General features: G+C 38.6%; 10 protein-coding genes. 7 read left to right on the top strand and 3 right to left on the bottom strand.

Annotated features, from left to right (window positions below):
* Positions 1–17: 17 nt before the first annotated feature.
* Positions 18–656, top strand: coding sequence for a bifunctional 4-hydroxy-2-oxoglutarate aldolase/2-dehydro-3-deoxy-phosphogluconate aldolase (locus C0975_RS10045; RefSeq protein ID WP_101776259.1), 639 nt, complete (start codon positions 18–20; stop codon positions 654–656).
* Between the two features lie 52 nt (positions 657–708).
* Here the strand turns inward: C0975_RS10045 and proS are convergent, their stop codons facing one another.
* The 3 genes from proS to xylA all read right to left on the bottom strand — a co-directional run bounded on the left by proS (position 709) and on the right by xylA (position 5,520).
* On the bottom strand, positions 709–2,421 hold the full coding sequence (gene proS / locus C0975_RS10050; protein WP_101776260.1) for a proline--tRNA ligase: 1,713 nt from the start codon (positions 2,419–2,421) through the stop codon (positions 709–711).
* A 246-nt stretch (positions 2,422–2,667) separates the two neighbouring features.
* On the bottom strand, positions 2,668–4,137 hold the full coding sequence (xylB, locus tag C0975_RS10055; protein WP_101776261.1) for a xylulokinase: 1,470 nt from the start codon (positions 4,135–4,137) through the stop codon (positions 2,668–2,670).
* 60 nt (positions 4,138–4,197) lie between these two features.
* Positions 4,198–5,520, bottom strand: coding sequence for a xylose isomerase (xylA, locus tag C0975_RS10060; RefSeq protein WP_101776262.1), 1,323 nt, complete (start codon positions 5,518–5,520; stop codon positions 4,198–4,200).
* Positions 5,521–5,743: 223 nt separating this feature from the next.
* Here xylA and C0975_RS10065 point away from each other — a divergent pair, with 223 nt between their 5' ends.
* The 6 genes from C0975_RS10065 to C0975_RS10090 all read left to right on the top strand — a co-directional run bounded on the left by C0975_RS10065 (position 5,744) and on the right by C0975_RS10090 (position 13,593).
* A complete protein-coding gene (locus C0975_RS10065) occupies positions 5,744–6,943 on the top strand; it encodes a MalY/PatB family protein (RefSeq protein ID WP_101776263.1) in 1,200 nt (399 codons plus the stop codon).
* Positions 6,933–8,336 carry a Na+/H+ antiporter NhaC gene (nhaC, locus tag C0975_RS10070; RefSeq protein WP_101776325.1) on the top strand — a complete coding sequence of 468 codons (1,404 nt, stop codon included), beginning with the start codon at positions 6,933–6,935 and terminating at the stop codon, positions 8,334–8,336. The genes C0975_RS10065 and nhaC overlap by 11 nt, the downstream gene beginning before the upstream one ends.
* A 258-nt stretch (positions 8,337–8,594) precedes the next feature.
* Entirely contained in the window at positions 8,595–9,593 is a 999-nt protein-coding gene (gene xylF, locus C0975_RS10075) for a D-xylose ABC transporter substrate-binding protein (RefSeq protein WP_101776264.1), read from the top strand.
* Between the two features lie 66 nt (positions 9,594–9,659).
* Positions 9,660–11,174, top strand: coding sequence for a D-xylose ABC transporter ATP-binding protein (gene xylG, locus C0975_RS10080; protein ID WP_101776265.1), 1,515 nt, complete (start codon positions 9,660–9,662; stop codon positions 11,172–11,174).
* A gap of 3 nt (positions 11,175–11,177) precedes the next feature.
* Positions 11,178–12,305, top strand: a complete 1,128-nt coding sequence (locus C0975_RS10085; protein WP_101776266.1) for a sugar ABC transporter permease — start codon at positions 11,178–11,180, stop codon at positions 12,303–12,305.
* Positions 12,306–12,432: 127 nt separating this feature from the next.
* Positions 12,433–13,593 carry a XylR family transcriptional regulator gene (locus tag C0975_RS10090; RefSeq protein WP_101776267.1) on the top strand — a complete coding sequence of 387 codons (1,161 nt, stop codon included), beginning with the start codon at positions 12,433–12,435 and terminating at the stop codon, positions 13,591–13,593.
* Positions 13,594–13,612 lie beyond the last annotated feature (19 nt).

The raw sequence follows: 13,612 nt of genomic DNA on the forward strand, positions 1-13,612 counted from the left end.
AATATTTAAGGATTTTTATGAAATATAATACTGATCAAATTATTGAAAAGTTAAGAACAATTAAAGTTGTGCCAGTGATTGCAGTAGAAGAAGCGGAAACAATTTTACCCTTAGTAGAAACTTTAGTCCAAAATGGCTTACCTGTTGCAGAAATTACTTTTCGCTCTACTGCGGCTGAACAAGCAATCCGTTTAGTTCGCCAACATTATCCTGAAATATTAATTGCAGCAGGTACAGTATTAACACCAGAGCAAGTCATCCAAGCCAAAAATGCAGGAGCTGATTTTATTGTCACACCGGGCTTTAATCCTAACATTGTCAAACTTTGTCAAGAGTTACAACTTCCTATTACACCGGGTATCAACAATCCCATGTCGATTGAAGCCGCACTTGAAATGGGCATCACTGCGGTTAAATTCTTCCCAGCTGAAGCTTCTGGCGGCGTAAAAATGATTAAAGCCTTACTAGGTCCTTATGCACAATTACAAATCATGCCAACAGGCGGAATTGGTTTACATAACATTCAAGCGTATTTAGCAATTCCAAATGTTGTTGCTTGTGGTGGTTCTTGGTTTGTGGAGAAAAAATTAATTCAAGAGAAAAATTGGGATGAAATTGGACGTTTAGTACGTGAAGTTTTAGCTAAAATTAAATAATCGCCCCACCAATAAAAAATGCGAGTTTAATACTCGCATTTTTTGTCTGTTATTAAGCTAATTTAGCCTTGAGCACTGCTAATAGCTGCTCTTTAGCAATCATTTCTTTCTCACCTAAACGACGATTCTTATATTCAATTTCGCCTTTCTCAAGATTTTTCTCACCAATCACAATCATATGCGGCACGCCAATAAGTTCCATATCCGCAAACATCACACCAGGACGTTCTTTACGATCATCAAAAATAACATCCACACCTTGTGCCATTAAAGTGCGGTATAATTCTTCAGCAAATTGCTGCACGCTTTCTGATTTATACATATTCATTGGTACAATCGCCACTTTGAATGGAGCAATATTTTCTGGCCAAATAATGCCACGCTCATCATGATGCTGCTCAATGGCTGCTGCAATCACACGCGTTACTCCGATACCATAACAGCCCATGATCATGGTTTGTGGACGACCATCTTCGCCCTGTACCGTGGCATTCATCGCAGCGGAATATTTGGTGCCTAATTGGAAAATATGACCTACTTCGATACCACGTTTAATTTGCAAAGTACCTTTACCATCTGGGCTAGGATCACCTTCTACTACATTACGTAAATCGGCTACTTGTGGTACCGCCAAATCACGTTCCCAATTAATACCAAAATAATGTTTACCGTCTTGGTTTGCACCCGCAGAGAAGTTATCCATATTGGCGACGGTGCGATCGATCACAATCGGCATTGGTAAATTGATTGGGCCTAATGAACCTGTACCCGCACCTACTACTGCACGAATTTCTTCGTCGGTAGCAAACTGTAATGGGCTTGCGACGATATCCACTTTCTCCGCTTTAATTTCGTTTAACTCGTGATCACCACGTACTAACAATGCCACTAACTTGTGACCGCTTTCTTCAGTCGCGTGCACCACTAAGGTTTTTACTGTTTTTTCAATTGGTTGATTGAATTGTGCTACCAATTCCGCAATGGTTTTTGCATTAGGCGTATCCACTAAACGTAATTCTTCTGTTACTGGTCCGCGCTCACCTAATGCTACTGCTTCGGCAAGTTCAATATTGGCGGCAAAATCTGACTCAGTTGAAAACACTACATCATCTTCACCACTTTGTGCTAACACTTGGAATTCATGGGATGCACTCCCACCAATTGAACCTGTATCAGCCTGTACGGCACGGAAATCTAAACCTAAACGATTGAAAATATTGGAATAGGTTTGATACATCACATCATAGGTATTTTGCAAACATTCATGTGTAGTATGAAAAGAATAAGCATCTTTCATCACAAACTCACGCGAGCGCATGACACCAAAACGTGGACGTACTTCATCACGGAATTTGGTTTGAATATGGTATAAATTGAGTGGTAATTGCTTATAAGAACTCAATTCACGGCGCACTAAATCCGTAATGACTTCTTCATTGGTTGGTCCAATCACAAAATCACGCTCACCACGATCTTTAAAACGCAATAACTCCGGACCATATTCTTCCCAACGACCAGACTCTTGCCATAATTCTGCTGGTTGCGTAACCGCCATTTTCACTTCTAACGCACCGCTTTTATCCATTTCTTCACGAATAATGTTTTCTACTTTATGTAACACACGTAGCCCTGTAGGCAACCAAGTATAAAGCCCCGATGCTAACGGACGAATCATCCCTGCACGCAACATTAATTGATGGCTAACAATACTTGCCTCCGCAGGCGTTTCTTTTAAGGTTGAGAATAAATATTGACTTGTACGCATTAAGATACCTGTATGAGTTCTAAAACTATGTATAAATAGAAAAAAATTGTGGGTTAGTTTATCACTGAGTAGGGTTTGCACAAAGAGTTATACGCAAATTTGCATATAAAAATGTAGAATGAAATCGCCTGTGAATGCCACCTTTTCCCTTTGGATAACTCAGCTTTCAATAAGCAAAAAAGAAGCAATAAAAAATAGGTTAAATGAGCGAGACCACTTAACCTATCACTTGATTGCGCGAGAAAATTAATAATGTTGTTGTAAAAGCGACAAATATCGTTGATAAACATGTTCATAAGCCGCAACATGTTGTGAATTAGGCTGTACCACTGATTGTTGGTCAATATGTACAAATGCCTCACATAAACTCTCTAACTCCCCCTCACCATTTGCCCACATAGCCTGAATCGCACCACCCAATGCAGCAGCTTCCTCTTCTTTTAAACAGACTACTTCAGTGTTCATAATATCCGCGATCATCTGCCGCCAAACTGCACTTTTTGCCCCACCGCCGATTAAGCGAATTTGTGAAGTTGATAAGCCTGCCTGACGGAATAAATCTAAACCATAACGTAAGGTAAAACTGGCGGCTTCCATCATCGCTCGGCATAAATTGGCTTGAGTAAAATTAGCTGCGTCTAACCCTAAAATACTGGCTTTCGCTTGCGGCAGAGGTGGAACACGTTCGCCATTGAAGAAAGGTAAAATCGTAATGCCTTCTGCGCCAATTGGACTTTGTTGAATAAACTCATTGAATTTTTTCACATCAATTTGCAACAAATCCATTAAGTTTTTATTGGCTGATGTCATGTTCATGACACACACTAAAGGCAGCCATCCTCCCGTGCTTGAGCAGAAATTCGCGATTTCCATTGGTAAACCAGCGAGAGGCGTATCCGTATAAGCATACAGTGTGCCTGATGTGCCTAAACTCATGGTGGCAATGCCTTGTTGAATATTCCCCGTACCAATCGCCCCCATCATGTTATCGCCACCACCAGTAGATACAATCACCTGTTCAGATAGTCCTAACAACTTAGCGATTTCAGGGCGTACTATACCTATTTTTTGTTCAGACGAAACGAGAGGAGGTAAAACACGCTGTGGATCAAGTTCTGGCGCAAGTAAACGAAATGCAGCTAAGTGCCATTGACGTTTTACAACATCAAAATAGCCAGTTCCTGAAGCATCACCATATTCCATACAAAAGTTGCCAGTTAACCAATAATTAAGATAATCATGAGGCAACATAATTTTAGCAATACGTTGATATTGCGCTGGATAATGTTTCCTGAACCAGAGGATTTTTGAAGCGGTGTATCCTGTCTGTACCATAATACCGAGCTCGGCAAAGGCTTTTTCTTTACCACCAAGCGCATTCACAAATTCCGTATTTTCAACTGTTGTCTCAGTATCACACCACAATTTTGCATTATACAAAGGCTGATCATTTTCATCTAACATGACTAAGCCATGTTGTTGTCCAGACACACCAATGCCTTTAATTAAGTGCGGTTCAATTTTTGCCACTTTTATCGCTTCACGAAACGCATCGACTAACGCGGCTGTCCACCATTGTGGCTGTTGCTCTCGACGCCCTTCACTGTTCTCAATAATCTCATGTGGTGCATAACCAACTCCAATCACTTTTTTCTGCTGGCTATCCACGACAATCGCTTTTGTCCCTTGTGTACCACAATCAATGCCGATATACATATCCTTCCCCCTAAAAAAGTGCGGTATAAAATTGAACAAAATTATACCGCACTTTGAGAACTATTTACTGAAAATATAGTGATTAACTAGGTTTTCTAAATATTCTTGTTGACCAGAAACAGGTTTTGGATCCAAACTCTGCGTTTCTACCAGTTGTGCCAGTTCAGCTAATGAAGTTTGACCTGATAAAATCTGTTGCCCCAGTGGCGATTTCCAACCAGCATAACGTTGATTGACGACTTTTTGTAACGCTTGTTCTTCCAGCATTTTTGCTGCCCGTCTAAGCGATAAAGCAAGGACATCAATCGCACCAATATGACCATGGAATAAATCATAAGGATCAGTACTTTGACGACGAATTTTGGCATCAAAATTAAAGCCCCCTGTTGTAAAGCCACCGGCTTTGAGAATTTCATACATGACTAATGTGTTTTCTTCTACACTATTAGGAAACTGATCTGTGTCCCAACCTAATTGTGGATCACCACGATTGGCATCAATAGAACCGAAAATATTCAACGCCGTAGCCATCGCGATTTCATGCTGGAAAGTATGTCCTGCTAATGTGGCGTGATTGGCTTCAATATTGACTTTAATTTCACCTTCCAAACCAAATTGTTTTAAGAATCCATAAACAGTGGCAACATCATAATCATATTGATGCTTCGTTGGTTCTTGTGGTTTTGGTTCAATCAGTAACGTGCCTTTAAAGCCAATTTTGTGTTTATGTTCCACCACCATCTGCATAAAACGTCCAATTTGTTCACGTTCATGCTTTAAATCTGTATTTAATAGAGTTTCATAACCTTCACGTCCTCCCCATAGGACATAATTCTCGCCGCCTAAACGCTGAGTTGCCCCCATCGCGGTAAATACTTGTGCTGCTGCCCAAGCAAAGACTTCAGGATCAGGATTAGTTGCCGCGCCAGACATATAACGAGGGTGAGTAAAACAATTTGCGGTTCCCCATAGCAATTTCACCCCAGTGTCTTCTTGTTTTTGCGCAAGGATATCAACCATTGTATTAAAGTTTGCCAAATATTCTTTAAATGAATTGCCTTCTGGCGCCACATCAACATCATGGAAACAATAATAAGGCACACCTAACTTACTCAAAAATTCAAAAGCAATATCCGCTTTTTGCTTTGCGCCATCTAACAGGTCACCTGTTTTTTGCCAACTACGATCTAAAGATCCAATACCAAACATATCGTTCCCTGTCCAACAGAACGTATGCCAATAACACACCGCTAAACGTAAATGTTCAGCCATCGTTTTACCTAAAATGACTTCATCAGGATTGTAATATTTAAATGCAAAAGGATTACTGGAATTCGCGCCTTCATAGCGAATCTTATCAAGTTGACTGAAATAATTGGACATAGTCAATTCTCCTGTAAATGTCAATAAACATAAATCTCGAAATCATCATGCTAAAAACGAAGAAACAGCTCAATTATGTTATTTCACATTGGGATTTAGATTATTGGTTATTGTGGCTCACATCACAAAAAAGAAAAAACGTAATGGAAATATCAGATTTAACAATTTAAACCATTAGCTTCAAGCTCTAAAGTTTGTATAAATCCAATATTGGAGAACATGTATGGCAGATAATCTCTTTGATGTTTTTACTGACAGATCGAATTGTAATAGCGCCAAATGGGCAATTACTCGTCAATATGGCAAAGATATGATTTCGATGTCTGTCGCAGATATGGATTTACCCGCGCCTCAAATGTTAATTGATTATTTAGCACAACAAAATCGGACCGGGATCTATGGTTATACGATATTACCTGACAACTATTACGATATTGTCAGAAGATACCTACTTCGCCATTATCAGTATGAAATAGCCAACGAACACATTATTTTTTGTCCTCGCATAATTCAAGCGATCTCTATTTATATTAAAGAGTTTACTTCACCAAAAGACAGTATCTGTCTCCTCACACCATCATATGCTCCCATACTCAATGCGATTTTATTGAATAATCGAACAGTTAAACGCTGTGAATTAATTTATCAAGCAGGAAAGTACGTTATTGATTTCCATCAACTGGAAAAATGTTTTGAAACAGCAAAAACCTTTATTCTGATTTCACCACATAACCCTACTGGCGTCGTCTGGTCACGTAGCGATTTACAACATATTGCAGCGTTAGCAGAAAAATATGGCGTGTTTATTTTATCTGATGACGTTCATGCTGATTTCGATTTTTCTGGTGACAAACATATGATTATTTCCGCAATAAGCGCATATGTTGAAAAGCACTCCATCATTTGTACGTCACCCGCCAAAACATTCAATATCCCGGGACTTGAAATTGCCAATCTACTTATTCGCAATAAAAAGGTCAGGGATAAATTTCAAGGCTGTATGCAAGCCTTAGGTATGCATAACCCAAATTTCTTTTCCATTCCCGCCCTTCAGATTGCTTATCAATATTGCGACGACTGGCTTGATAAACTAAAACATTATATTTATCACAACAAATTGATTGTAAAAGATTTTTTCACTCAAGAAATACCACAATTGGAGGTATTCAACAGCGAAGGCACTTATCTGATTTGGGTTAACTATAGCAAGCTACAGATCAATGAAGAAAAGCTGAAACACTGGTTTCTTGATTTATCCCATATCGAAGTGTCTTGGGGAAGTGATTTTGGTCGCGAAGGACAGTCTTTTTTCAGAATGAACGTCGCCATGCCGCGCGCCTTATTAAAAGAGAGCCTACAAAAAATGAAACAAGGTCTAGCGTTATTAATGCAAGAGGAGCTTAATTATGAAGATGAACAATGAAATAAAAATCCCCACATTGCCACAAGCTTTATCTCCTATATTGGTTATGTTGGTTCTATTAGGTTTAGGTTATGCATTCTTTGACTTACCGCCTGAACCATTGATGGTAATTTCCTGTGTATTTGCTGGATTTTTAGTAAAACATTTAGGGTACAATTACAGCGATATCTTAAATGCTATCGCAGCTAAAATAGCTAAAACAATGCCCGCATTGTTAATTTTAATTACTGTTGGATTATTAATCGGTACCTGGATTGCTGGCGGTACAATCCCTATGATGATTTATTACGGCTTAAAAATTATCGACCCTCAATTCTTATATATCACCGCACTTGTTTTAACCTCTATTGTATCTGTTTGTACAGGTACGTCTTGGGGGTCTGCGGGCACAGTTGGTGTTGCGTTTATGGGTGTTGCAATCGGATTAGACGCCAACTTGGCGGCGACGGCAGGTGCGGTCGTCGCTGGGGCTTATTTTGGTGATAAACTATCGCCATTATCCGATACAACAAACATCGCTTCAGCCGCCACTGGTGTTGATCTTTATGAACATATCGCTCATTTACTTTATACTACTCTGCCTTCTTTCATACTAGCAGCGATCATTTATGTTGTTTACGGCATGAGTAGTAATTTTCATGATGTTGCAACCCCAGAAAAAGTATTAGCAATGCTTTCAGGATTAAAGCAAATTTATCATTTTAATGTCATTTTGTTACTTATTCCTATCGTCATTATTTTATGGGGGTCTATTACTAAAAAGCCGACAATCCCCGTTATGCTACTTTCAGCCGCGATTGCTGTATTAAATGCATTATTCATTCAAGGGTTTTCATTGCATGATGTGATCAATAGTGCGGTCAACGGATTTAATGTTTCAATGATCAAAAATGACATAGCAATCAGTGCAGATCTAGCGCGGCTTTTAAATCGAGGCGGAATGAATGCGATGATGGGCACTTTATTAATCTGTTTCTGCGCATTATCTTTCGCTGGTATTTTATCACTCAGCGGTGCGTTAGATGTGATCATCAAACATTTGCTTAAACTAGTAAAATCTACAGCTTCTTTAATCTTTGCGACTATCCTTTGTGGATTAACCATGATTGGAGTGACTTGTAATGGGCAAATTTCTATCTTAATTCCGGGTGAAATGCTAAAAGAAGCTTACATTGAACGTGGATTACATCCTAAAAACCTCAGTCGAACAGTTGAAGACTCTGCCACAGTTATCGAACCTATCCTACCTTGGACAGCAGCAGGCGCTTATATGGCAGGCACACTTGGTGTCGCGACACTCTCTTACCTACCTTGGGCTGTATTGTGCTGGAGTGGTATTGTCTTTGCCATGCTATGGGGAGTGACAGGATTTGGTATTGCAAAATTAAAATAGCTGCCGTTTTTTACCATAATAACATCGCCGCTCAACCTGATGAGCGGTGATTTTTTTTATTCTTCCAATAAAGGCATTATGTTATTTCACTTTGGACTTTAGATTATTGGTTATTGTGTAGCAAATCACAAAAAACAAAAAACGTAATGCTATTACAAGATCTGATAATTGCACTTCATTTGTAATCTGCTCAAACTGACTATGAGTTAAGCAGTGACTACTCGAAATATCACTTATCCAACTACTTTGAGGTGGCCTATGAAAATTAAATCAACATTACTCGCAATCACTACTGCATTAATGTTCTTAAACAATACTGCTATTGCAAAAGATTTAAAAATTGGGATGTCTATTGATGATTTACGCTTAGAACGCTGGCAAAAAGACCGTGATATTTTTGTAAAAAAAGCCGAAGAATTAGGGGCAAAAGTCTTTGTCCAATCTGCTAATGGTGATGCTAGCGCTCAAATTTCTCAAATTGAAAATATGTTAAACAAAGATATTGATGTGCTGGTTATCATTCCATTTAATGGTGAAGTTTTAGGGAATGTCATTTCAGAAGCCAAAAAAGAAGGCGTAAAAGTATTAGCCTATGATCGTTTAATTAATAACGCAGATATTGATTTCTACGTTTCTTTTGATAATGAAAAAGTCGGTGAGTTACAAGCACAAAGTATTATCGAGAAAAAACCAGAAGGTCATTATTTTTTAATGGGTGGCTCACCTGTAGATAATAATGCGAAGTTGTTTCGTAAAGGGCAGATGAAAGTATTACAACCACATATTGACAGTGGAAAAATTAAAGTGGTTGGCGATCAATGGGTCGATTCTTGGTTAGCGGAAAAAGCCTTACAAATTATGGAAAATGCGCTCACTGCTAACAAAAACAATATTGATGCAGTAGTCGCGTCTAATGACGCTACGGCAGGTGGTGCAATCCAAGCATTAAGTGCACAAGGTCTAGCGGGTAAAGTGGCTATTTCAGGGCAAGATGCTGATTTAGCCGCAATCAAACGTATTGTTGATGGTTCACAAACTATGACAGTTTATAAACCAATTGCTCATTTAGCCAATAAAGCCGCTGAAATCGCTGTCGAATTAGGTAAAGAGCAAAAAATAGACGCGAATTCGACCCTCCATAATGGCATGAAAGAGGTGCCAAGTTACTTGTTAGAGCCTGTTATCGTCACTAAAGAAAACATTGATGACACCGTGATTAAAGATGGTTTTCATAGTAAAGAGGCAATTTATAAATAATCTTTTTAACTAAAATAACAAGGTAGTGCAACTACACTGCACTACCCTGTTAGGGAACGATAAATTATGGCGAAATTATTAGAAATGAAAAACATCACAAAAAAATTTGGTGATGTTGTTGCTTTAAATAATATTTCAATTTCGCTAGAAATGGGAGAAGTGCTTTCTCTCTGTGGCGAAAATGGTTCCGGCAAATCCACCTTAATGAAAGTATTATGTGGTATTTATCCACATGGTGACTATGCAGGTGAAATCTACTTTTCAAACGAAAAACTCATTGCCAAAAATATCAAAGATACCGAAGAAAAGGGTATTTCAATTATTCATCAAGAGCTCGCGTTAGTAAAAAACATGTCTATTCTGGAGAATATGTTTTTAGGCAATGAAATGACGCAGCTAGGATTCACTAATGACAATGAAATGTACTTACGTTGTCAGGCATTATTACAACAAGTGCAATTAGAGGTTGATCCACATACGCAAGTTAGAGAACTGGGTTTAGGGCAACAACAATTAGTGGAAATAGCGAAAGCATTAAATAAAAAAGTCCGTTTACTCATTCTAGATGAACCTACTGCCTCATTAACTGAAAAAGAAACGGCAATTTTGTTAAATCTTATTAAGGATCTACAGGCACACAATATTGCTTGTATTTATATTTCACATAAATTAAATGAAGTCAAAGCCATCTCCGATAATATTTGCATTATTCGAGATGGGGAGCATATTGGTACGCATCCTGCTAAAAAGATGAGCGAAGATGACATTATCACGATGATGGTCGGTAGAGAAATCACTTCATTGTATCCTCATCAAGCGCATTCCATTGGTGATGAAATTCTACGCATAGAAAACTTAACGGCATGGCATCCAACAAATACCCATATCAAACGCGTTGATAACGCAAATTTTGCTTTACACAAAGGGGAAATTCTTGGCGTAGCAGGACTCGTAGGTTCTGGGCGCACAGAAATGGCACAATGTATCTTTGGATCTTATCTAGGAAAATATCAGGGTAATATTATCCTTGAAAATCAGCCTATCCAGATTAAAAACTGTGCGCAAGCCATTGCCAATCATATTGTCATGGTGCCAGAAGATCGTAAAAAACATGGCATTATTCCAATTATGGGAGTGGGGCAAAATATTACTCTCGCCTCTCTCTCACAATTCTGTTTTGGAAAAAAAATCATTAATGCTCCGCTTGAAGAAACGATCATCAATCAATCCATCGCTAAACTCACCGTCAAAACTTCCTCAACACAGCTGGCTATTGGGCGTTTAAGTGGTGGCAACCAACAAAAAGCGATTCTGGCAAAATGCTTGTTACTGAATCCCAAAATCTTGATCTTAGATGAACCGACCAGAGGAATTGATGTCGGCGCCAAATATGAAATTTATAAGCTAATCAACCAACTCGCACAAGAAGGTATGGCGATTATTGTTATTTCATCTGAACTACCTGAAGTACTTGGTATTAGCGATCGCATATTAGTGATGCATCAAGGAAAAATTAAAGCAGATCTTATTAATAACAATCTGACCCAAGAACAAGTGATGGAAGCGGCACTTAAGGAGTAACCAATGAACAAATTAAAATCAATTAATTTACAAGTTTATATTATGCTTATTGCCATTGTGATTATTATGACGTTTTTCTCATTTGCAACCGATGGTGCCTATTTAAGTGCAAGAAATATATCAAATTTACTACGCCAAACTTCCATTACGGGAATATTAGCTATCGGCATGGTCTTTATTATTATCTCGGCAGAAATTGACTTATCTGTTGGTTCCTTAATGGGTCTGTTGGGTGGGTTTGCGGCGATTACTAATGTCTGGTGGCATTGGCCATTACCCTTAACTATCCTGATTACATTAATATTAGGGCTTATGTTGGGTGCTTGGAATGGCTGGTGGGTTGCCTACCGAAAAGTACCTTCTTTCATCGTCACATTAGCAGGTATGTTAGCTTTTAGAGGCATTTTAATTGGTTTAACTAATGGTACAACAGTTTCACCAATTAGTGCAGAAATGACCGCTATCGGGCAAGGTTATTTACCAGATAGCTTAGGCATGCTGTTGGCGACCATTGTGTTGTTTTTCTTTGTTGTTTGGGGCAGCTATCAACGTAAAGCTCGCCAAAGACTCAACTTAGCAGTACAACCTGTCACAAAAGACACGCTAACCTATGCTGTAGTTACTATTTTAGTATTAGGTGCAATTTATTTGCTAAATACCTACCGAGGCGTGCCATTTCCCGTTTTAGTATTGGCTTTACTGACTATTATTGGTACATTTTTAGCCAGAAAAACCGCTTTTGGTCGCCATATTTATGCCATCGGTGGCAATATTGATGCGGCAAGATTATCTGGCATTAATGTCGAAAAAGCCAAGCTAATTATTTTTGCTTTAAATGGACTTTTAGTCGCCATTGCAGGTTTAATTTTAAGTGCACGTTTAGGCGCAGGCGCACCATCGGCAGGTCAAAATGCAGAACTTGATGCGATTGCGGCTTGTGTAATTGGCGGCGCGAGCCTTGCTGGTGGTATAGGTACTATTTATGGTGTAGTAATAGGTGCATTTATTATTGCTTTACTGGATAACGGAATGAGTATGTTAGATGTCCCTACATTCTGGCAATATATCGTAAAAGGCGGCATTCTCCTTCTCGCAGTATGGCTTGATACAGTAAGCAAGAAAAAAGCGTAATTTACTCTCAAATTCATGTCTCATTCCACCGCTGACTACTTTGTTTAGCCAAAAGTGCGGTGGAATTTTTATCATTTTGCTAAGTTTACTTTTTTATCTTATAGTGGAACAAGCAAAGGAGATAAAAATGTCAGAACAACCTTACAAAGTTGCCCTACTCTTTAATGCAAATAAAATTTATGACCGTGGTGTAATTGAGGGGATTGGACAATATATCCAAGCATCACAATGCACCTGGGATATTTTTATGGAGGATGATTTTGTCTATCACAAAGAAGACATCCGAAATTTATCTATTGATGGTATTATCGCTGATTTTGATGACATTGAAACCGCAGAATTGCTGCATAACATTAATGTACCAATTATTGCTGTAGGTGGTTCATACCAAAACCCAGCTTATTATCCTGATCTCCCTTATGTCGCAACAGACAATTATGCACTAATCGAAACAGCTTTTCTTCATCTTCAACAGAAAGGAATTAATCGTTTTGCGTTTTATGGTTATCCTGCTGAAAGTGAAAAACATTGGTCATTAGAACGCCAAAATGCTTTTATTCAGCTAATGCAGCGTTATGAACATAAGCCACAGTATTATCTTGGCGATAAAACTAACTCGCAAAATTGGTTAGAATCGCAAGACAGGCTGTGCGAATGGCTAAAAAAGCTTGCAAAACATACTGGGATTATTGCTGTAACCGATGCTCGTGCGAGACATTTACTCCAAGCTTGTGAACGGCTCCACATTGTTGTTCCGGATGAACTGTGTATCATTGGGATCGATAATGAAGAACTGATTCAATACTTATCCAGAGTCTCACTTTCTTCCGTTGTACAAGGAACTAGCCAAATTGGTTACCAAGCCGCTAAATTGCTTCATCAGCAACTCAGTGGATATCCAGTATCACATAAACCTATATTAATTCCACCAATTAATGTCGCAGAACGCCGTTCAACAGATTATCGCTCGTTACAAGATCCTTTAGTTATTCAAGCCATGCATTTTATTCGCCATCGTGCCTGCCAAGGTATTAAAACCGAACAAGTATTAGATCATTTACGTATTTCCCGTTCTAATTTAGAACAGCGTTTTAAAAATGAAATGAACAAAACAATTCATCAAATCATTCATGAAGAAAAATTAACCCGAGCACAATATATGCTACGTTTTACTGATATTTCTACGCAAGAAATTGCTGAGATTTGCGGTTATCCATCAGTACAATATTTCTATGCGGTATTTAAAAGAGAATATGGGAAAACCCCAAAAGAATTTAGATTAAAATAGTGCTATCAGACCATCCAAT

Source organism: Pasteurella oralis (assembly GCF_002850605.1).
GTDB classification, from domain to species: Bacteria; Pseudomonadota; Gammaproteobacteria; order Enterobacterales; family Pasteurellaceae; genus Pasteurella; species Pasteurella oralis.